Annotated in this window: 21 protein-coding genes and 1 riboswitch; of the genes, 9 read left to right on the top strand and 12 right to left on the bottom strand. The window is 45.8% G+C overall.

The genetic code is table 11. The features are described from left to right. Positions 1-118: 118 nt before the first annotated feature. The 5 genes from L985_RS01330 to L985_RS01310 form a co-directional block, all read right to left on the bottom strand. The gene (locus L985_RS01330; RefSeq protein ID WP_029343168.1) at positions 119-1414 is read right to left on the bottom strand and encodes a DUF2252 domain-containing protein; all 1296 of its coding nucleotides are present in this window, start codon (positions 1412-1414) and stop codon (positions 119-121) included. A gap of 67 nt (positions 1415-1481) precedes the next feature. Next, positions 1482-2429 (bottom strand): peptide-methionine (S)-S-oxide reductase MsrA, encoded by a 948-nt coding sequence (gene msrA / locus L985_RS01325; RefSeq protein ID WP_029343167.1) that lies wholly within the window; start codon positions 2427-2429, stop codon positions 1482-1484. A 69-nt stretch (positions 2430-2498) separates the two neighbouring features. Further along, positions 2499-2681, bottom strand: a complete 183-nt coding sequence (locus L985_RS01320; RefSeq protein ID WP_029343166.1) for a hypothetical protein — start codon at positions 2679-2681, stop codon at positions 2499-2501. Positions 2682-2741: 60 nt separating this feature from the next. After that, entirely contained in the window at positions 2742-4502 is a 1761-nt protein-coding gene (locus L985_RS01315; RefSeq protein WP_047391981.1) for a solute:sodium symporter family transporter, read from the bottom strand. A gap of 152 nt (positions 4503-4654) precedes the next feature. Next, positions 4655-6136 carry an amino acid permease gene (locus L985_RS01310; RefSeq protein WP_029343164.1) on the bottom strand — a complete coding sequence of 494 codons (1482 nt, stop codon included), beginning with the start codon at positions 6134-6136 and terminating at the stop codon, positions 4655-4657. A gap of 131 nt (positions 6137-6267) precedes the next feature. Further along, positions 6268-6456, bottom strand: a riboswitch (Lysine riboswitch). Between the two features lie 165 nt (positions 6457-6621). On the opposite strand from L985_RS01310, the gene L985_RS01305 reads away from it, so the two are divergent. Beyond that, on the top strand, positions 6622-7077 hold the full coding sequence (locus L985_RS01305) for a MarR family winged helix-turn-helix transcriptional regulator (RefSeq protein WP_029343162.1): 456 nt from the start codon (positions 6622-6624) through the stop codon (positions 7075-7077). Positions 7078-7214: 137 nt separating this feature from the next. Then, on the top strand, positions 7215-8306 hold the full coding sequence (locus L985_RS01300) for a diguanylate cyclase (protein WP_235609850.1): 1092 nt from the start codon (positions 7215-7217) through the stop codon (positions 8304-8306). Between the two features lie 43 nt (positions 8307-8349). Here the strand turns inward: L985_RS01300 and L985_RS01295 are convergent, their stop codons facing one another. After that, positions 8350-8955: a TetR/AcrR family transcriptional regulator gene (locus L985_RS01295; RefSeq protein WP_051656326.1), complete on the bottom strand. Its 606-nt coding sequence runs from the start codon at positions 8953-8955 to the stop codon at positions 8350-8352. A 192-nt stretch (positions 8956-9147) separates the two neighbouring features. Here L985_RS01295 and L985_RS01290 point away from each other — a divergent pair, with 192 nt between their 5' ends. From L985_RS01290 to L985_RS01275, 4 genes are all read left to right on the top strand, one after another. Beyond that, complete coding sequence (locus tag L985_RS01290) at positions 9148-9804, top strand: HlyD family secretion protein (RefSeq protein WP_047391989.1); 657 nt, start codon at positions 9148-9150, stop codon at positions 9802-9804. 12 nt (positions 9805-9816) lie between these two features. Next, the gene (locus L985_RS01285) at positions 9817-11508 is read left to right on the top strand and encodes a DHA2 family efflux MFS transporter permease subunit (RefSeq protein WP_029343158.1); all 1692 of its coding nucleotides are present in this window, start codon (positions 9817-9819) and stop codon (positions 11506-11508) included. Between the two features lie 130 nt (positions 11509-11638). Beyond that, the gene (locus tag L985_RS01280) at positions 11639-12196 is read left to right on the top strand and encodes a hypothetical protein (protein ID WP_023466728.1); all 558 of its coding nucleotides are present in this window, start codon (positions 11639-11641) and stop codon (positions 12194-12196) included. Positions 12197-12320: 124 nt separating this feature from the next. Beyond that, positions 12321-12878 carry a nitroreductase family protein gene (locus L985_RS01275; RefSeq protein WP_023466727.1) on the top strand — a complete coding sequence of 186 codons (558 nt, stop codon included), beginning with the start codon at positions 12321-12323 and terminating at the stop codon, positions 12876-12878. A 120-nt stretch (positions 12879-12998) separates the two neighbouring features. Here L985_RS01275 and L985_RS01270 read toward each other — a convergent pair whose 3' ends face one another. The 3 genes from L985_RS01270 to L985_RS01260 are packed head-to-tail and all read right to left on the bottom strand — an operon-like array spanning position 12999 to position 15968. After that, positions 12999-14201, bottom strand: coding sequence for a CDP-glycerol--glycerophosphate glycerophosphotransferase (locus L985_RS01270; protein WP_047391992.1), 1203 nt, complete (start codon positions 14199-14201; stop codon positions 12999-13001). A 31-nt stretch (positions 14202-14232) separates the two neighbouring features. Next, complete coding sequence (locus L985_RS01265; RefSeq protein WP_029343156.1) at positions 14233-15258, bottom strand: ribitol-5-phosphate dehydrogenase; 1026 nt, start codon at positions 15256-15258, stop codon at positions 14233-14235. Continuing rightward, positions 15255-15968 carry an IspD/TarI family cytidylyltransferase gene (locus L985_RS01260; protein ID WP_029343155.1) on the bottom strand — a complete coding sequence of 238 codons (714 nt, stop codon included), beginning with the start codon at positions 15966-15968 and terminating at the stop codon, positions 15255-15257. The genes L985_RS01265 and L985_RS01260 overlap by 4 nt, the downstream gene beginning before the upstream one ends. 292 nt (positions 15969-16260) lie before the next feature. Here L985_RS01260 and L985_RS01255 point away from each other — a divergent pair, with 292 nt between their 5' ends. From L985_RS01255 to L985_RS01245, 3 genes are all read left to right on the top strand, one after another. Further along, complete coding sequence (locus tag L985_RS01255) at positions 16261-18033, top strand: CDP-glycerol--glycerophosphate glycerophosphotransferase (protein ID WP_029343154.1); 1773 nt, start codon at positions 16261-16263, stop codon at positions 18031-18033. A 17-nt stretch (positions 18034-18050) separates the two neighbouring features. Continuing rightward, the gene (locus L985_RS01250) at positions 18051-19091 is read left to right on the top strand and encodes an acyltransferase family protein (protein WP_231925674.1); all 1041 of its coding nucleotides are present in this window, start codon (positions 18051-18053) and stop codon (positions 19089-19091) included. 148 nt (positions 19092-19239) lie between these two features. After that, positions 19240-20436 (top strand): MFS transporter, encoded by a 1197-nt coding sequence (locus tag L985_RS01245; RefSeq protein WP_047392001.1) that lies wholly within the window; start codon positions 19240-19242, stop codon positions 20434-20436. Positions 20437-20487: 51 nt separating this feature from the next. On the opposite strand, the gene L985_RS01240 is transcribed toward L985_RS01245, so the two are convergent. Genes L985_RS01240 through L985_RS01230 form a run of 3 tightly spaced genes read right to left on the bottom strand, consistent with a single transcriptional unit; the run spans position 20488 to position 22181 of the window. Beyond that, on the bottom strand, positions 20488-21006 hold the full coding sequence (locus tag L985_RS01240; RefSeq protein WP_047392004.1) for a DM13 domain-containing protein: 519 nt from the start codon (positions 21004-21006) through the stop codon (positions 20488-20490). 43 nt (positions 21007-21049) lie between these two features. Beyond that, a complete protein-coding gene (locus tag L985_RS01235) occupies positions 21050-21502 on the bottom strand; it encodes a DUF4385 domain-containing protein (protein ID WP_029343151.1) in 453 nt (150 codons plus the stop codon). 49 nt (positions 21503-21551) lie between these two features. Continuing rightward, positions 21552-22181 carry a TetR/AcrR family transcriptional regulator gene (locus tag L985_RS01230; protein WP_029343150.1) on the bottom strand — a complete coding sequence of 210 codons (630 nt, stop codon included), beginning with the start codon at positions 22179-22181 and terminating at the stop codon, positions 21552-21554. Positions 22182-22247 lie beyond the last annotated feature (66 nt).

The following is a 22247-nucleotide window of genomic DNA, read 5'->3' as shown; positions in this document are numbered from 1 at the left end:
ATACCTATTTCTATTTTATTGAACGCTTTCATTCGTTAAACAAAAAAATCCGTACAAAAAAGATGGCTGTGTAACACATGTTACACAGCCATCTGACAAGCCTCAGTTTGTTAGGTTTTTAATTTGTTTTTCGAGTCTTCACCCACTCCAAAAACACTTGGTAATCCAGCTTTGTTCGTGTCACGTAGGCTTCTGACCAACGCTCGATTTGCTCTAAAAAAGCGGTGTCCGAAACACCAATGGCTTGGATGATTTCAACATCCGCATGATGTGTCAAAATTTTTTCTTTAATCCCGGCGTCCTGATCCGCCCGCGCATGGATTTTCGCGGTGATTTGACCTTGAATACACAATACGTTCTCAAGGTCTTCCTGACTTTTGATATGCTTTGCTTTTAGTTTTTTCTTATATGGCGAGCGCTCACGTACATAATATTCCTTTTTCCCAATCGTCAGGTAGCCAAGATATGGATCCTCATGTGCCTGCATCGCTTTTTGGGACGTGATGATTCGGCGTCCTTGATGAACTGTTTCTGCTTCTGGACGATGGACGGGAAGGAACAACGAAGGGACAGAAGTCTGAGCTTGTTTCATCTCTAGAATCAAATCCTCTTCCCCTCCCTCCCCCTCAATCAAGATGTAATAGCGTTCAAGACCAATCGATGCCGTTCCACTGTCTAGTTTCCGGACGATATCCTTGATTGTATAGAACGCTTCGTCACGACGATCCTCTGCGTCAATCGTCTCGATATAGGAGGACCAAGCAGACTCAATCGCTATTCGCGTTGGATCATCTACCGCTGCCATATCCGGTAATGTACAAAAACGTCTCACGCCATCCACCAGTTCCGTCCGCTCTCCCATTAATTCTTCACGTTTCTTTTCTGCTTTTTTAATCAACTTCTTGATTGGTCCTTTCGTATTATCCCGCGTAAAACAGACATCACTCGGATCTTTTCCGAGAGCGTACTTTTTTAAATCGTGTAAGTATTCCAGGACATAATTTCGAATCGCAGGAGTCGGATCGTATCCTGCCTCTTCAGCGAACAACCGGACGGAGACCGCCATGCGAATCAAATCATATAAATAAGATCCTAAGTACCCTTCATCAAAATCATTGATATCGTAGATGATCTCTCCCTTCGCATTGCCATGAACACCAAAATTCTCAAAGTGAAGATCGCCTTGAATCCACGTCGGTTTATCACGAGGTGTATCAAAACCAAGAGGGATTCGCGTCACGTCATAATAAAACAGATGTGAACTCCCGCGGAAAAAGCGAAATGGACTCAAACTCATCTTGTCGTACTTTTCCTGACGTGCTTGCTCATTGAGCTGACGAATTTCATGATCGTAAAAATCAAGTACCTTCGCAATCGTCATTTGTCGAATCTCTTCATATACGGGTCGAAACATTCGATTCTCTCCCTTCCATTTGAAAAAAGAGCAGTCAAAACGAAATCGTTTGACTGCTCCTTACATGTTACTCGAAATGTTTTTTATATTCCCCATATCCTGCCGAATCAAGCTCTTCAAGCGGAATAAATCGTAACGCTGCTGAGTTGATACAATAGCGAAGACCACCAAGTTCGGTCGGACCATCATCGAAGATATGACCGAGATGACTATCTGCATTCGCAGAACGCACTTCCGTCCGCGTCATCCCGTGACTCGTGTCGAGTTCGACTTCCATCTTCTCTTCTGAAATTGGTTTAGCGAAGCTCGGCCAACCACAGTTCGACTGGAACTTATCTTTCGATGTGAAGAGTGGTGTGCCATCGACGATGTCGACATAAAGACCTGGACGTTCTTCATCCCAGTATTCGTTACGGAAAGCGGGTTCTGTCCCGTTCTCTTGTGTGACTTTATACTGAATTGGTGTCAGACGTTCTTTCAGTTCTTTTTCCTTACCGTGATCCTTCCACGCTTCCTTGATGAATTTCGCGCGACCTGAGCCGACACTATACATCTGATAACGGAACGGATTTTTTTTATAATAATCTTGATGATACTCCTCGGCTGGCCAAAACGGCTTTTCTGGACGAATCTCTACCGCGACCGGACGTGAGAAGCGTCCTGATGCGTCAAGCTCTGCTTTCGAACGTTCAGCTGCCTCACGCTGTGCTTCATCGACATAAAAGATAGCCGGTTGGTATGATTCACCACGGTCATTGAATTGACCTCCGCCATCCGTAGGGTCGATTTGACGCCAGAAGATCTCGAGTAATTCTTCGTACGTAATGACGGACGGATCGTACGTGACTTCAACCGCCTCCAAATGACCTGTCGTTTCCGAACAGACCTCTTTATAAGTCGGGTTCTCTGTATGACCACCGGTATATCCTGAAATGACCTGCTCTACACCATCATATTTATGGAATGGCTTGACCATGCACCAGAAACAACCACCTGCAAATATTGCTTTTGCCATCTATCTTCCCCTCCTCTGTATGTGTCTATTTTACCTCGTTCAGAGAATGGACTCGACTTTCCTGCTCATTCAATCCTCTGGGTTCGCTTTTAGACGACGCATGACGAAGTAAATCGCAGCAAAGACAAGAAGAAGTCCTCCAAACGAATACCAGATGTTATTCAAACGATAAATCATTTGGTACAAGGCAAGCGTCACAAGCAATAATGCGATCGGTAGGAAGGCACGCTTAAAGTGGTACCAGTAATTCAAGAAGATCGCCTCCTGTTTTTCTTTCATCTTACCTGATATGTCATGCCTTCTGCGAGAGGATTATTCGGCTTGACGGTACTCTTCTTCGAGATAGGTCCGGTACTTCACCTCCCAAGCGTTTAGCGACACACGCCATAATACGATCGTCGCAATGACAAGTCCTAACGTGACCGGCCAGAACCAACTCGACACGACACCTGCTGTCGAAGCCAGTCCGATCTTTGAAAACAGAACGTACGTCCAAATGATTGATGTACATAATAGGATCGATACTGGAATCGCGAACTTCCATGGAGTGAGCTCGACAGACTGTCGTCGATTGACCTTTCTTGACTGGACGGCTGGGTAACGATACCCCATGAATACCATGAATAGCACTTCAATCACGAGTAGAATACCGTATCCATGAATATAGCTAATGCCATGATCCCAGCCAAACAGTTGTTTGAAACCGAAGACGAATAAGTAATACGCGAACACGTGAAAGACAATGACGATTTTCGCCGCAATCGCCGGAATTCGTTTCATGAAAATCCCCATTAATACGATGACGAGAATTGGAATGTTGAAAAATCCTGTGAATTGCCGGATCAAACTCCATAAGCCGTCCGGCGCGTACATCAAGAACGGCGCAATGACGAAAGAAATTAAGGCAACGATCGTTCCAAACCATTTACTGACGCGAATCAAATGTTCATCACTCGCCTCTTTCGCAAACACCGGCTGATAGATATCGAGTACGAAAAGTGTCGCAATACTGTTGAGCAACGAGTTAAACGAACTGAAGACAGCTCCGAGTAAGACAGCTAAAAAAAATCCCATCAGCGAGACCGGCAACAACTCCGTAATGAGTCGAGGATATGATAGATCACCGCTCGTTAGTGTGTTCCCATATAAGTGATAGGCAATGATCCCAGGAATCAGCATGAAGATCGGAACTAATAACTTCAAGAAGCCTGTCATTAAGACGCCCTTCTGTCCTTCCTTCAAATCTTTTGCCCCGAGCACACGTTGAATGACATATTGATTGAGTGACCAATAAAATAAGTTCGCAAATAGGATGCCCGTGAAAATCGAAAAGAACGGAACGGCATCGGTTGAGCTTCCGATTGCGTTCAGCTTCTCCGGTTGCACAGTCGCAATCGTCTTCATTCCTTGAAGCAAATTCCCGTCACCCAGCGCGATAAAGCCAAGCACCGGAACTAGGAATCCAACGAAGACAAGCCCAATCCCGTTCAAGGTATCGGAGACAGCCACCGCACGTAGTCCTCCAAAAATTGCATAAATCGCTCCGATGATTCCAACGACCCAGACGACTAACCAAAGGGATTGCGTATAACTGAGACCAAATAATTCCGGAACATCGAACAGCTGCAAGACAGCAATTCCACCCGAATAAAGCATCGAAGGAATCGTGACACACATATATCCAAGTAAAAAGAGTAAGACTGTCATCCGGCGAACCGTCTCATCATACCGGTGACTTAAGTATTCCGGTAATGTCGAGATACCTAGCCCGAGAAATTTCGGGAGCAGATAGATGGCCATGATGATTGCAGCAAATCCCGCCGTAACTTCCCATGCCATACTCGACATATTCCCCATGAAGGATTGTCCATTGAGTCCAATCAACTGTTCTGCCGACAAATTCGTCAGTAGTAATGATCCGGCAATGAAAACGCCACTTAGACCTCGCCCCGCTAAGAAGTATTCATCGACGCCTTGTGTTTTCCCACGCGTCAATCGATAGGATATGTAGGCAACGAGCAACATGAAAAACGCTGCAGAACCTAATGTGAAAAATAATTCAGATGTAGTCATGTGTCTCCCCCCTATTCTTCATTCATGTTTTCTATTCTTGTAATATGTATTCATTGATTCCTTTTTTATACTTTTCCAAAACTATATTTTAGAAAACGTTTTCATTTAAAGAAATAAAAAAACCACCTTCATTATAGAAGGTGGTTCACACATTACGATTGACGCGGATGTTCTGGGAAGTCCATCTCGTCATAACGAACGATCGACGTCCGGTTTTTGAATTTATGTCCTAACCAGAAGGCAAGGAACAATGGAATACCGACGTACGTCGCAGCAATCCCGACCCAATCGATTTGATCAGCGAGGAATGCGGCATAGTTTTGACCAACGATGACAAGGAAACAAAGACCGAATGCGAACAGCGGACCGAACGGGAACGCTGGTGCAACATATGGTAAGTCTTTCAACGAGTGACCTTGTGCAACGAATCCTTTACGGAAGCGATAGTGACTGATCGCAATCCCGAGCCATGCGATGAATCCTGTCATCCCGGAAGCATTGAGTAACCACAGGTAGACTTGTCCACCAAACATCGACGTCAAGAAACAGAGCGCACCGACTGCACCTGTTGCAAGCAAGGCGTTACGGGGTACACCGTTTTTCGAGACTTTCGCGAATAACTTCGGTGCATCGCCTTGGCGCGCAAGTGTATACAGCATCCGTGTCGAAGCATACATGCCTGAGTTTCCGGCAGATAGAACAGACGTCAAGATGACAGCGTTCATGAGTGCTGCTGAGAACGCAAGACCTGCTTTTTCAAAGACGAGCGTAAACGGACTAACCGCTACGTCCGTAATGTCATTCGAAACCAAGTTCGGACTCGTATACGGAATGAGCATTCCGATGACGAAAATCGCGAAGACGTAGAAAAGTAAGATACGCCAGAAAACTTGTTTGACTGCTTTAGGAACGTTCTTTTTCGGGTCTTCTGACTCACCCGCGGCAATCCCGACGAGCTCCGTTCCTTGGAAACTGAATCCAGCAACAAGAATGATTCCGATGACGGCAGGAATCCCACCGACGAACGGTGCATCGCCAAGAGCAAAGTTTTTAAAGCCAACCGGTGGCTCCGATGTAAAGACACCGAAAATCATCGCAACACCGACGACTAAGAAGACGATGACGGTAACGACTTTAATCATCGCGAACCAATACTCCGCTTCCCCGAATCCTTTAACGGAGAAGTAGTTCAAGCCAATCATGAGTAAGAGGAACAAGGCACTGAAATAAAATCCAGGAACATCCGGGAACCAATACGTCATGACGATTTGTGCTGCGACGAGCTCGACTGCGATCGTGACTGCCCAGTTGTACCAGTAGTTCCAGCCGAGTGCAAAGCCGAATGATGGATCGACGAATTTCGTTCCATATGTCGAGAAGGATCCAGCGACCGGCATGTACGCTGCCATTTCACCAAGACTTGTCATTAGGAAGTAGACCATCAGACCAACGATTGCATACGATAGGAGCGCACCACCTGGTCCTGCTGCTGCGACGGAAGCACCGGACGCAATGAAGAGTCCTGTTCCGATCGCTCCACCGATGGCGATCATTGACATATGACGGGCTTGTAATCCACGTTTTAATCCTTCTGCTGTCGAATCTGTTGTTTGTTTCACATCTAGATTGTTCATTTCGTTCGCTTCTCTCTTTAATAAATTTTTGAGAGGACACTTTTTGAATGAAAAAACAAAAAGCGCCCTCATCTTCCAGATGGAAGATGAGAACGCAACATAATAAAATGGATGCGCCTCATTCTACCGTCGTGAAAGATAGCTCTCCACAAGTAGGTGATACCCGACTTGTGACAGTATTAGACCTATTTGATCTAATCCCAATCAATCATCTTCAAAGCGATGATTGATTTCGGCAATTCTTCCTTTCAGGTCACCTCATCTGTCGCTTGACGACATCCGTAACCGTACTCTTAAGAACTGCAACCTCCATCCCACTGGTTGAGTGAGAACTGAATTAAGTTAGTTATTACTACGCCATATTACACAAATCGCCACGAAATTGTCAATTGCCTTTTTCGAATATCAGGTAGTCGATGGTAAAAATCCGATATGTTTAGTACACTAAATGGTAGAAGTCCACTGAGAGAAAGGATGCTGCTTGCATGCCACAGGAACGTGATTTGCTAACTTATCGACTCGAGGAACAAATGCGTGTCATTCTTCGTACCCTGCGACGTGAACTTAACCGGCTATTTGAAGGAACGGCGACCCGGAGTGAGTTTTTCATCTTACGAAGCCTTTCAGAAAATGGTCCTCAGCGCCCGACGCTTCTTGCGGAACAATTTGAGCTCGCGACGAGTCAAGTCACTGCTTTGACGGATAAGCTGTATAAACAAGGATATGTCACCCGAACACGTTCGACGGAAGATCGTCGTTCAATCGTCCTCGCTTTGACGGAGGACGGTGAACGTGCATTTCGGGATCTCGAAATCGTCCGGAAAAACTATTTACAAGATCGCTTCGGCACATTGACAGAAGAAGAGCTTGAAACGATGGTTCATGTTTTTAATAAAATTTTACAGACGATGGATGAGGATACACTTACTTCGTCTTCTTAAAAACGGTAGATTTTCTACCGTTTTTTCTATTTTATCTAAAGATTTCCCTCTGTCTAACCGTTATCTACTTGAGTATACTGGAAGTATATATATGGAAATCTGTTAGCTGGGGGAGTTGGGAGGATTTGTTGTCCATCATGAATCAATTCATCATTAACTTTTGTCTACTGTTTACAACGATTACTCTCTTGTTCTTACCGTTTCGAAATCAACCGCGTATTTCATTGAACTCCAAATGGAGCATTCGACTTATACTCGGAGCGGTCTGTGGTCTGGTTGCGGTTTTATTGATGTTCAATGGGATCCAAATCGATGTCGCCCGTGTTGATTTACGTATCGTTCCCGTCGCGATCGCCATGCTGTTCGGTGGTTTTCCAAGCGCCATCGTTGCGGGTGCGATGATCATTGGGACACGTTACTTTTTAACACCAGTTGATCAAATGGAAGGTTTTTATTTATCTACGCTGATCATCGTCTTGTTCATCACGACAATCGGAATCATTCGTCGATTCGTCCATGTCTCGATGCGTCATTTTCAGCTTATGGTGTTGGTCGGTATTCTCTATTCGTTACCCGCCATCTACATCCTGACGCACAGCTGGTCGACATTCTTTAAAATCTCGATTGCGTACGTCTTCTTTAATTTATTAGCTGGCTTTGTCGCTTTTCGATTGCTAACGGAATTACGCCGTCACTTCGAAAACATCCAGTATCAGCAGAAACTCGCCATGACGGATGCATTGACAGGGCTCGCCAATCGTCGTCGTCTTGATGACTCCCTTTCGCTTGTCGGTTCGACCGACCAAGGCTATTCGCTTGTACTCATCGATATCGATTTCTTCAAGCATGTCAATGATACATATGGTCATGATGCGGGCGATGATGTGTTACGCCAACTCGGCATGACTCTTGCTTCCTTGACGCGTCCAGACGACCTCGTCGGACGGTACGGTGGTGAAGAATTTTTAATCATCTTACCAAGTACTTCGGCGAAAGAAGCGCAAAAAATCGCAGAACTAGCTCGGCTGACGGTCGCACGTAACCTGTTCCCGACAGCAGATGTACCTGATCTACAAATCACGATTTCGCTTGGAATCGCGCATTCTAGTGGTTCTCATACGTCACTTGAAGCATTACAACAGGCAGATAAAGCGTTGTATTACTCAAAAGAAAGCGGACGGAATCGGAGTACGATCTACACGAAAGAACTTGCATTCCGACAAGCTTAACCTGACTGGACACTTCCGTAGGGAAGTGTCTTTTTTTACGTCTTCATTCCGGCTCTTTAGGAAAACCGATGCTTTCTACTGTTCCAAAGACGATCATCCGACTTAATTGTTCTGCCATATACTCTGATGAATACGGTCGACCGTTTCGTAACCAAGAAATCAACAATCCCAACTGTCCACCAATGACATAGTTTAATAATAAGTCCCGATCGACGAACGTAGCTTCTTCTGTGATTTGCGGTCGAAACATTAGTCGGTAATTCTCTTTCAACGTATCGAGAAAGCGCGAGATGAACGTTTTGATCGGTCCTTGAACAAGCATCGTCTGATAGAATAATTCATTTTCTTCGATATGAATGAATAACCGAGCAAAATAGCGACTCACCTGCTCGACTGTCGGAAAGGCAGTTCCTGTACCGGTGATCCGAATCGCTTGTTCAAGTGCCTTCATTTGCTCCTCAACGATTTGGTCAAGCAAATCATACTTATCCGTATAGTGTGCGTAGAAGGTCGAACGGTTCACACCGGCTCCATCCGTCAACATTTTGACCGTAATACTTGAGAAGCTGTGCGTCTTCAGTAAACGAAATAATACCATTGTAATACGGTCACGTGACCGTTTTGGTCGAGGATCACGGCTCTCATTCATCCATATTTCACTCCTTTTTCATCATCTTTTCATTAATGAATCCGTTATCATCTATTTTTCCGACATTTTGTCGGAAATTGTCGGTTGTTTGTTACCTAACTATCCATATAATTAACTATATTAATTACTCCTCCCCCCAGAGGAGTACTTTTTTTGAATCGATTGTACACAAGAAAGGATGCAAACACACCCATGAGTATGAAAAAACTATTAATCATCAATATCGTGACACTCATCGTTTTGATTGGTGGTGGTGTTGTCGGATACTACTATTACGATCAAGCAACGAGCTATGTCAAAACAGACAATGCAAAAATCGATGGCAAAATGATAACGATTGCGAGTCCAAGCGCCGGTAAATTAACAGACTGGTCGGCAAAAACAGGCGAATCGCTCGACAGCGGTGCAACACTTGGTCACATCATGACTGCACAAGCTGGACAAAAAACGACAGATCTTTCTGTTTCGATGCCTGCGAAAGCAACAATCGTTCAGTCGATGGCGACAAAGAATGGCTTCGTCGCAGCAGGTACACCACTTGCTTACGGATTTGACTTAAACGACCTTTGGGTCACAGCGAACATCGAAGAAACAGAAATCGATGAAATCAAAGTCGGACAAACAGTAGATGTCTATGTCGACAGCTACCCGGACACGACACTTTCTGGTGAAGTCGAGCAAATCGGGATGACGACGGCTTCTACGTTCTCAATGATGCCTTCTTCAAACGGAAACGCGAACTACACGAAAGTCGCACAAGTCATTCCCGTTAAAGTATCACTCTCGCAAGAAAAATCACTCGACATTCGACCTGGTATGAATGTGACCGTCCGCATTCATAAGGATTAAGGAGGGACGTTCATGTCTACTACCTTCTTGTTCGGATACAGTGCGTTCACGATTCTGATCATCATCGGCGTCAACTGGATTGCCCGTCGAAGTCGCCCATCCGACATGGCACTGGCGACTGACGGACCAACACTTGAGGAATCCCTCGAGACGGAACCGACGATGACCGTGACACCACCAGTCGCAACACCTTCAAAACAGGTATCGACTGAAAACGTCAGTATTCCGAAAGTACTGACGGTCTTACTAATCGGTATGTTCATTGCTATTTTGAACCAAACGTTGATTAATGTCGCGTTACCGGTTCTAATCAATGATTTCAACGTATCGACTTCCACTGCCCAGTGGTTGACGACAGGCTTCATGCTCGTCAACGGGATTTTGATTCCGATCAGTGCCTTTTTGATGCGAAGCTATACGTTCCGCCAGCTGTTCCTCGCTTCGATGACGCTCTTTTTCTTCGGATCCATCATTTGTTCGATGGCAATGAACTTCCCGGTCATGATGATCGGTCGTGTCGTTCAGGCAGCGGGGGCTGGTATTTTGATGCCACTCGGATCAAACGTCTTCATGACGTTGTTCCCACCGCATAAGCGCGGAGCTGCCATGGGGATGCTTGGAATCGCGATGATTCTCGCTCCTGCTGTCGGACCTACGATCACGGGATATGTCATCCAAAACTATGATTGGCACGTCATGTTTTACGCGATGTCGTTCTTTGGATTAGTGACATTGTTACTTGGTGCTGCCTGGTTCCGACTGACACAGCCCCTCTCGAAACCTTCTTTTGATGCACTGGGCGTCTTATTCAGTACGATCGGATTCGGGAGTCTCCTTTACGGATTCAGTGAAGCCGGGAATGACGGCTGGGATAGCCCGATCGTCATCAGCACGATCGTCATCGGCTTAATTGGAATTGCCGCTTTTGCGATGCGTGAGCTGTCGATGGAAGATCCGATGTTGAATATTCGCGTGTTAAAGGTACCGGAATTTTCGTTCACCCTCTTCATCAACGTCATCGTCACGATGGCTTTGTTCGGCGGGATGTTACTTTTGCCGATTTACCTTCAAAGCATTCGCGGTTTTTCACCGGTCGACTCCGGTCTGCTCCTCTTACCCGGATCACTGATCATGGGAATCACCGGACCGATTGCCGGTCGGTTATTTGACCGTTTCGGTATTCGTCCACTTGCCATCTTCGGTTTGACGTTAATGACCTACGGAACATGGGAACTGACGCAATTGAACATGGATACGTCGTATTACTCCATCATGGGGATCTACATGCTTCGGTCATTCGGTATGGCGTTCATCATGATGCCGATCATGACTGCCGGTATGAATGCCTTACCGATGAAGATGATCCCACACGGAAACGCGACGCAAAACACACTCCGTCAAGTCGCTGGATCTATCGGAACCGCGATTCTCGTCACCGTCATGACCCGTCAAACGACGGCTCATTTAGCAGACGACGCGAATCAGTTCACGACGCTCGACCCAACGCTTTCGCAACATTTAAACGATCTTGGACAACAGCTGGGTAGCTCACAAGCCGCTTCGACGAGTTGGTTTACGATGCTGACGAAACAAGCAACAATCCAAGGGATCACCGATGCGTTCTGGATTGCGACCGTCTTATCTGCGCTTGCACTGATTCTGTCCTTCTTCTTGCACGGAAAAAAAGAACCGAATCTAGATTGATTGACGACAGACCAGTTGATGTCCTATCAGCTGGTCTTTTCTTATACTTTACGAAAAGTTCTTCTTTGCACTTCAGCCTTAAAATCGATACACTAGGGACAATGAGTTTCATATCTAAAGGAGATGCTTTATGGTTGCCTTTCTGCAATTTTATGCGTTCATCTTTGCTTGTTGTTTTGCTTGGCAAGTTGGTCGACCATCCCCTTGGTCACAAAAGATCGTTCGTGCCTTTTTAACAAGTGTCAACGGGCTCTTCGTATTCGCACGTGCCTCGATTTCAATCTTTTTATTAGTTGGACCACTATTACTCGTCACTTATCTTGTCTTCCCACGGTTAATCGCTTTTGAAAATGGTTTAGCGATGGTGATCAGCGTCCTCGTCATCGGACTGGTTGATCGTCTCGTCAGTCTCGTCGTCCTGCCACTTATGCGTTCCTTTTTCTTAAAACGTCAACGCGTCATGCCACAATCGGTGGAAATGGTGCTTTATACGATGGCAATGGCTGTCTTGCTCTTCATTCAGCTTCATGCTGTTCCCGGCGTTCAAATTCATGTAGCACTGACGATTTTCCTTGGTTTTACGATCTATTTCGCCCATTATCTATTTGCCCTATACCGGATTCGTCTTATGAAAAAGAAACTAACGACTGTTGCTCAAGATCAAGACGAGGAACGAAAAGCTTCTTAATCCGAATCTAACGAAAGATGATTTCCTCTTGGGAATCGTCTTTTTTGTTTTCTGACAAATAACATTGACAATGATAATCGTTATCATTTATAGTGAAAAAGTACTCAGTGAGGAGATGAAACGGATGCATGCCCAACAAGTGATTGAAACACGCCGGTCGATCCGGTCCTATACGGAACAACCCGTTCCGGTCGAATTGGTAGAAGCATTACTCGACACGGCGATTTATGCCCCGAATCATAAATTACGAGAGCCTTGGCGCTTTGTTCTCGCAATCGAAGACGGACAAACACGGTATGTCGATGCCTTGATGGAATTGCTGACAGCACGTGGTCAATTCGAGACGAAAACGTCTGAACAACGTCAACAGGCTGAACAAAAATTACGGGAAGTCCCGGTTTATTTAACGGTACTTTGTCAGGTACAAGGGACACCAGATCAACAGCTAGAGGATACACTTGCAACAGCTGCGATGATTCAAAATCTGCAATTGGTAGCAACAGAACGAGGTCTTGGTTGTTGCTGGAAGAGCGGGAAACACTGGTTCACACCAGAGTATGCCTCACTCGTTGACGCTTCTGAAAACGAACGCGTTCTCGGTGTCATTCAAATTGGTTGGCCTGCCATCGTTCCACCTGTCAAACCGAGAACGTCCGCAAAGGACAAGTTGACGCACTTTTAAGAGGTGCGCATTCTGCGAGCTACCCCTGCTCGCGCCAATCAAGCCCCAATTCAAAAATAAAAACGTTCCGATGACGTCTCTCTCCCCAAACGGAGACGCAATCGGAACGTTTTTCTGTATTCACACTGGCGTTTTCGTATAGACAGGCGCCTCTGGAATCGTGTCATATAATATATGATCGACGATTCGTTTGGTCGCTTCTCCGTCCTGATACGTAAAGAACTGATTCGCGAATGTCTCAATTTTATGTGTATCGAATTGCCCACGTTTAATCCAAGCAATGACGTCTTCGAACGTCGACACGATTGGTCCCGGTACAAAAGTTTCATATGGGAAATAGAAATCGCGTTCTGCTTTATACGACTGCAGATCGTTGACGAGGAAAATCATCGGCTTTTGCAACAAGGCAAACTCGAAGATGACAGACGAATAATCCGTAATCAGAATATCCGCAATCTGCATCAGATCATTGATGTCCGGATAGTCTGTCATGTTAATGATTTGATCCGCATACGCGTCCGGTACGACTGGTGGATTGAGAACAAACGGGTGCATGCGAAGCAAGAGAACCGTATCCGGTCCAAGCTCCCGACGAAATTTCTCAAAATCGAGCTCTTGATCGTAATGTGCCGTTGTCTGTCCATTTCCTCGGAATGTCGGCGCGAGTAAGATGATTCGTTTCTTACGCCATTCTGGATATCGATCATACAACTTTTCTCGAACACGGGTTTGACGTGCTGTGTTCAGTAGCTGATCTGTCCGTGGAACCCCTAATGGATAAATCCGTTTCTGCTCCATTCCAAAAGCATCCGCATATGGGGCGATACATGCTTCACCGGAAACATAGACCTTACTATAATTCCGGTGAATCTGGACCATCTTCAAATAATCATCATCCGGTGAATAGGATTTATCAAGCACACTATAGCCGAACTTTTTAAAGGCTCCACAAGCATGCCATAGCTGAATGACTTCTGTCCCTTCCCGTAAGGATGACACATATACAGGGTAATAATAATCATCGATGATGAAGTAACGGGCAGTCGCTAATTCATACGTCGCTCGCATCATATGAAAGACGTATTGAATTTGTCCCGCCAACGATTGAGGGAATCGCTTTAACAAAAAAACGTATTCATACCCTAAGTCGCGTCGTTCTAGTTCATCGTAGACGGCACGAAAGTTATCGACAAGACGATCGGAACGGTACGTTGCAAAGACGACTTTTTTCGGTTGAATCGGTAACCGTTTCGTCAACCAGTACGTCACAGCAAGCAGATAGTGGACCGTCCGTCGTTGTAGTAACCGAATTTTTTGTTTCATAGACGATTCTCCTCTTTTTCAATGCATCTCGTTACATGCACCATTCCATGACCGTCTTTCCGAACCGATTCGTCAAATCATTTTCAAACGCTTTATGAATATCCTCGATTTGACGAATTTGGAATACACCTGAGACAAGGTTTGATAAATAAGCTGGAATGTCAGGATGTGTTTGGTATAACTCCATCGTCCGTGCGAAATCTGCCGGCGTACTCCGACTTGAACCGTAGACACGAAGACCTTTTTCAAGAATCATCCGTGTGTTGATCGCGACGGCATCTTCTGATACGCCGAGCAATGCCATCGTGCCTTCCGGAATGATGTAGTCGATCATCTGATTAATCGCGTATTGACTGCCAATTCCCCCAACACATTCAAAACCGTGGTTGAAGGAGACATCGGCTGGAATCTGGTCGATGTGGTACGTCTCGTCTGCAAACGAGAAATAGTCAAGCTTCGACTGCGTTTTACCAAAGACGAGTAATTTTGCTTCCGGATACAACTTACGTAGCAAAAGTGCTGTGATGAAACCAAGGTTTCCGTCCCCCCATACTCCAAATGTCTCCCGACGAGGATGGGCAATCTTTTCAAAACGAGTCAAGGCATGGACCGATACACTGACGAGCTCGGTGAATGCCGCGACTTCAGGGTCAAGATCAGCCGGTACTTCGACAAGACGATCTGCTTTCAGGAACACATAGTCTTGCATATATCCATCGTATCCACTCGAACGGAAACGACTCGTCCGCAGATAGTTTTCACCGATGATGTCATCTTCTTCCGTCGGTGTATTCGGAACCATCGCGACAAGTGTCCCCTTCTTGAATGTTCCACTCGGATCATGCACGACTTTTCCGATGCCTTCATGAATCATGGCCATCGGTAATTTTTTCGCCAATACTTCCGCACTACGGCTACCCGTGAAGTAGCGTTGATCCGCGTGACAAATCGACAAATACGTGGGACGCACGACAACACGATCCGTATTCAATGACCGTTCATCATATGTCACTTCGATTTGACGCGGGGCGACGAGTTGATAGACTTGGTTAATCATTGATGAATCCGCTCCTTCAAGATAGCATTCGCAATCCGTAGGTCGTATGGTGTCGTCACTTTAATATTGAATAGTTCCCCTGTGACGAGCGCCACATCTTCCCCTTTCAGAAGAAGGATCTTACACGCATCCGTCAAAATCGCCCGTTCTTCCGTTGAGAGCGACTCATAATGCGATTTCAACTTCGTGATTTGGAAACTTTGTGGTGTCTGCCCTTGATACATCTGATCACGAACCGGAATATCCGTGATCGTTTTACCGTTCGTTGAAGCAACGATTGTATCGATTGCTGAAATGACCGTGTCACATGAACCGAATTCTTGTGCCGCTTCGATGTTTTCCTTGATGATGCGGTGCGTCAAGAAAGGGCGGACGGCATCATGTGTAACGATGATATCTTCATCAGACAGACCGTTTTTCTCTTCGATCCAGTTCACCGCTGCCATGATCGATTCATTTCGATCCTGTCCACCTGGTGTGATGACAAGACGCTCATCTTTTCCGATGTATTTCTCTAGAATATCGCGCGTATAGTTAATCCAAGCAGTCGGTGTGACGATGATGATGCGGTCAAACTCCTCATGTAATAGGAATTTTTCTACTGTATGGACGATGATTGGACGTTCTCCGATCGATAAGAATTGTTTCGGTCGATCGACATTCCCCATCCGTGTTCCTTTTCCTCCAGCTAAAATGGCTGCATAAATCATCTTCTGGCGCAGTGTCTCGTTATTTCTTCCAAACGAGACGACCTGCTTCCCTCCCTTATGAAATAATCGTGTTTCGGTTTTCTCTCCCTAACGTTCAGGGTATGTGTAATGATGCAGTCTGTGTTGAAGTGTTATTTTACAAAAACACAAAAAAATAAAGAAATCCCTATCAATTTTAATGTCTCACGATATAATGAGTGGTGATTTCTAGTTTCACTATACTACGTTCACATGGATTTTAAAATTTTATCATTATTGTGTAAATGTAATGTAATTATTCGAGCGAGGAGAGATGGTTTTGACAGAAGAGACACTTGCGCCTACTTTACAAGCCGAGGTCAACTACTTGGAATTAGCTGGAACGACTTTCCGTTTCGAAGCACGTTTAAGTGGATTGACTGATTTTTTGCGTGCCGAACAAACGTTATTTGAAAATCCTGTATCGCAACAGCAACCTGAACTTGAGGAGCCGGGCGATGATTACATCCAGTCCGAACCTGCTGAAGCGTTGGTGCCTCTCGAACGTGCCATCGTCTTCCGTAATAAACGAAACAAACGGACATTCATTTGCCGCTTTCCGTTTGAGGGGGACTGGACGGAAGAGTTCTTTACAGGCGAATTGAACCTGAATCACATCACAACGACAGGTCGTCCATTACCGATGGGCTATTTTGATGCGTTCTTCGCCATCGTTCAAGGGCAGACGATTTTACATGAAGCGCCTTTTGGTGATACGCGTTCGTTAATCCCAGTCGCTTACCGCGTCGATACAAAACATAGTAACGCCTTGATCTTGCTCGAGTACGAACTTGTCGTGCAGTATTCGGAATACAGCAACTCTTTAGGTTTCCATTCCCTGAAGAAAGGCGAATCGAAACGTCTAATCCAAGTCATCGATCGCTATAAGAAGTGGAAGAAGAATATGAAGAAGCGCGCGTTCAAGTTCCGTCGTTTTACCTTTAAGGCGATTTATAACGTCACGAAATGGACGCAACCGATCCAAGAGAATAAAGTCATCCTCGCTTCGGATTCTCGGAGTGATATCAGTGGGAACTTTGCTTATATCTTGGATGAGATCGAGCGTCGCAATCTCGATCTCGATGTGAAGACGTTCTTCAAGCCGAACCTTCAGTCTCGTCGCGATTGGCGCGATAAATTTACGTTGCCCTATCACTTAGCGACAGCAAAGACGATTCTTGTCGATGACTTCTATCCGATGATCTATCCGTTGAATATTCGTAAAGGCAGTGATCTGGTTCAAGTCTGGCATGCCGTTGGTGCCTTCAAGACATTCGGTTACAGCCGCCTCGGAAAACCAGGTGGTCCAAGCGCGAACTCGCTTAGTCACCGGAACTATACGAAAGCCATCGTCAGCTCCCATAATGTCGCTCGTCATTACGCAGAAGGATTCGGTTTACGCGAAGATCAAGTCATCGCGACCGGTATTCCACGGACGGATATGTTCTTCGATCAACCGTTCATTGAGGAAGCGAAAGCACGTATCTATGAAGAATATCCAGTTTTCAAACAAAAGAAAGTCATCATGTTCGCGCCGACGTTCCGAGGAAATGGTGCGAAGAGTGCCTATTATGATTTTGATCAACTTGATCTCGATGCGCTGTACGAAGCACTTCATGAGGAGTACGTCTTCGTTCTGAAACTGCATCCATTCATCCGCCGCCGGATGGAGATTCCTGAAGTTTACGCTGACTTCTTCCTCGATCTGACGGATCATCGTGAAATCAACGAGTTGCTGTTCGTCTCAGACATCTTGATTACGGATTACTCATCGACTTGCTTCGAGTTCTCCCTATTGAATCGACCGATGTTGTTCTTCGCGTATGACCTTGAGGACTACATCTCAAAACGTGATTTCTATTACGACTTCGAGGAATTCGTTCCGGGTCCAATCGTCAAAACATCGGAAGAGTTGATTGAACGGATTAAAAACAAAGACTTTGAAATGCATAACGTCAAAGCATTCGCAGAATATTTCTTTGAACATCAGGACGGGAAATCGAGTGCCCGGTTCGTTGATCAAATTCTGCTAGGTGAGAACAAATGACTGCTCCTATCAAACCAGTGACTACCCCTACGTACGATCATTGGCTTGGGAACTATAAGGTCTTACTCATTTTCATGGTCGTCTTTGGTCACTTGATCGAGACATTCCGTGATTTACCCGGAAACGATAGCGTCCGGATGGCGTATAACGTCATTTACTTGTTGCACATGCCCGCTTTTATCTTCATGAGCGGCTACTTTTTCAAGCAAGTTCGACCTAAACGGATCCTCGCCTTCGTTGCCCTGTATTTCATCTGGCAATCGATTCACGAAATCTATTTGTCCTACACGCAGGATGATTCCTTAAGTGAGATGCTCGATGGATTACTCCATCCGCTCGTTCCGAATTGGACGCTTTGGTACCTGCTCGGGATCATCATTTGGCAGACCGTCACCCCCGCATTCCAGGTGATGCGTTTCCCGCTGATCGTCAGTATCTTATTTGCCTTGTTGATCAATGCCAATCCAGATTCGATCACGAACTTTCTGTCGTTGCAAAAAGTCGTCAGTTTTTATCCGTTCTTCTTGATGGGTTATCTCGTCAAAGAGCGCGGTTGGTTAACTGACGCCGGCTGGCGAAAGCAAATGACAGCACCCATCGGTCGACTGACCGGTCTGATCGTCTCTCTCTTGATTATCATCTTCATGATTGTCTGGACGAAAAACGGATTTGATACGGTCTGGCTCTTCTACCGCGACACCTACGGGGAATTTGAAGTCTCGCTTCTGAAGGGAGCAGCAATTCAACTGTTCCTCTATGCCGTCAGTACGATCATGATTTTCTCGGTCTTGTTGCTCGTGCCGCATCGGTCATTTGGAGATCGATTCGACCAGATCGGCATCCAGACACTTGCGATCTACTTGATTCACTCGTTCATCGTCCGTTTATTCCGTGATTCGGTTCCGCCAGCCATTACGGAGTCGCCACTGTTACTGATTGGACTGTCCTTCTTGCTCGCTACCGGATTCGTCTGGTTGCTGTCGAGTCGCCCCGTCGTGACGATCTTCCGACCGTTGCTATCACCGAACATCAAATGGTTATTAAAAAAAGAACAATAAATCTGAACAGACTCTATCCACTCGAGGGATGGGGTCTTTTTCAAATCCTCGACTCGTCTACATTGACAGGTCCTTTAGCTTGAATCTAAGATAATGAAGGTGAAACAAATAACCGCCTACAGAAAGCGGGTCGAAAGAAGGGGTCCCCTTGCACGCGGATCAACGAAAAAAATTAACGGTCCTCATGATCAATATGTTTATTGCGGTCGGGAGCTTCGGGATTATCATTCCGATTCTACCCGCTTACTTAGCTTCGATTGGACAGGGGGGAACGGCGGCTGGATTAATGATTGCGATTTTTGCCGGAGCACAGCTCGTCATGTCACCGATTGCCGGAAAATGGGCGGACCAATACGGTCGTCGCAAGATGATTATCTATGGATTGATCGGCTTGACGCTCTCGATGTTTGTCTTCTATTTCTCAAACTCCGTCACGGTTCTCTACATCTCGCGCGCAATTGGTGGTGCCGGTGCTGCCCTCCTGATCCCAGCAATTTTTGCTTACGTCGCGGACATCACGACGATGGATCAACGCGCAAAAGGAAACAGTTACGTCTCGGCTGCGATGTCACTCGGAATCGTCATCGGTCCAGGAATCGGTGGTTTCCTTGCCGAGTATGACTTAAAATTGCCGTTACTCGTCTCAGCGATCGTCTCAGGTGCAGCCGTCTTGTTCAGCGTCTTGTTGCTTCAAGAAAGCGAACAACACGATGCAACAGCGATGGCACCCGATGAAGGGTCGATGCTCAAGAAACTCGGAACGTCGTTTAAGAAACCATACTTCGTCCCGCTCGTCATTACACTCGTTATGAGCTTTGGTCTCATGGCATACGAATCAGTACTTGGTCTATTCGTTGACGACCAATTCGGCGCTTCACCGAAAGACATCGCGATCATGGTGACGTCGACCGGCATCATCAGCGTCATTGCTCAAATCTTCATCGTCGATAAGCTATCACGTAGTCTCGGAGAAGGAAAGGTCTTGAACCTGTTCCTGTTCATTGCGGCACTTGGTTTCTTCTTATCATTGTTGACATCAAGTTACGGTGGATTCTTTGCAATTACCCTTGTCATCTTCCTCGCGACTTCAATTTTACGTCCTGTCTTGAATACAATGATTTCAAAGCTCGCTGGTAATGAGCAAGGCTTTGCTATGGGAATGAACAATGCCTACATGAGCATCGGGAACGTGCTCGGACCAACGCTTGCAGGTATCCTGTATGACGTCAACATTCTCTATCCGTTCGCACTTGGTCTGATCTTCCTCGTCGTGACGTTCATCGGATCGTTCATCTGGCAAAAACGTCAATCGCGTTTAATTAAAAAAGTCGAACATACTTCTTAACATCAAAAAGCAATGCACTTCCGACTTTTCATTCGGAAGTGCATTGCTTTTTCATTCGTTCCTTGCTTTTAAATCACCTGTTCCAAAGTCAGCATCAAAGGCACGACACCAAATGACGACACGGCTATGTTTCATCAAATCTACGTCTTTTGGAATCACATAGTTCTGATTCCCTTGATTCCCTTTTAAAGCACCAAGACGAATTCCATCTGCTGTATCTTCACCAGGCTCTACTAAATACACAAACAAATCTGGACCGTTCGTCGTTTGAAAATCTTCAAAACGCAGATACAACGTATCGTCTACAGTTAGCGTCTTAACGTCCCCTGATGTTTTGTAATTTTTTTCACCGTTCATGAATGTACCTGATAATTCAGTTTCTGTTTCTTCCGGAGAAGGTTGTGACGTTTCGGTAGTGCTTTCCTCCTCCTTTTGTTTCACTGTCGAAGAACCTGGCGGCAGTCCTTCATCGACTGATTCATTCAAAAAAAGTGGTGATGCGAGCCACCAAACTAAAGCTAGTACGAAAACAATAACGATTCCCACAATAATTTTCGATCCTGTTCGCACCGCTCCCACTCCATTCCTCTATTAGAGAATCGCGACCATTCGTTTAACCGTATTGTTTTTGATGTTCCCGTTTTAACGCTAAATACTCTTCATCCGCCCGGATCAAATCCCATTTTTCTTGGAAGATGGCCGCGGATTTCGCTTTTTCTTCGTCGATTTCACGTGTGTGCAATTCGTTTTTCTCTTTATCTTTATATTTGCGTCCACCTTTGTAATTCGCATAACGTCGTGCGCGCGTATGTCCCATTTGAATGAACTTCCGCGCCATATCCATGCCGACGAAGTCTCCGTCTTCTTTATAAGCTAAATACATCTCATAAATTTTCTCGGACGATTCCTTCGCGATGTCCGGCGTCTTAAAACGCCAATGCGGCAAAATCTCACTTTTATAAGGTTCGACGAGTAAGACCCCTTGCTCCCCGCGTCCAACTCGGTACTTTTCCGGCTCCTTACGAAAATCCGTCGTCTTGAAATCGAGATCGTAATCAAACGCCATCCCGGTCACGCTCCCTTCTACTTCGAAACGTTCCCTTCCCGTCCGTTCATCAATCCTCGATCCGGTAGAGTCCTTGTGTATAAATCGTCGCTAAGACGTGTGCAATCTCTTCAATCGTTGCTGTCGCCTCTTCACGGACGACTTCGAATAAGTACATCTCGTTCGCGAAGAACCAACCACGGGCGACGAGTTTCGGGTCGACATCCTGCCGTGCAAGTCCTGTCTTCTGCGCATACTCGATATCCTGACTGATCCGATCAATGAACCGTTCCCGAATCGCTTTCCATTTTGCACGGACGATGTAAGACACGCCGATTGCTTGCTCGACGATCCGTAACATCGCTCGTTCTTCTTCCGCGAGACGTAAGAAATCCGTTGCTTGGGTCACGATGCGTTCCTTTGCCTCCATCGGTGTCGCCGGTTCGAATGTTCGTTCCGCGATCGCGTGGAAACGGCTCATAACATCTTCCATTAAAACGACGAGTAGCTCATCTTTCCCTTCGAAATGGACATAAGCGGTTCCGTAACCGACGCCAGCTTGTTTAATCACTTGTGAAATCGTTGCCGTTTGAAACCCTTGTTCTAAGAAGACGTCACGTGCCGCACTCAACAGTTTCTCGCGTGTCCGCACCGTACGCAGATGACGTTTATCGATTTTTTCTGGTTGAGAAGATGACATGTCCTTCACTCCTTTTGTTTTCTCTATTCGATAATATTGACACAATGTCAATTTGTTTGCTACGCT

Source organism: Exiguobacterium sp. ZWU0009 (assembly GCF_000798935.2).
Lineage (GTDB): Bacteria > Bacillota > Bacilli > Exiguobacteriales > Exiguobacteriaceae > Exiguobacterium_A > Exiguobacterium_A acetylicum.
This window is presented reverse-complemented; position numbering and strand designations above follow the sequence as displayed.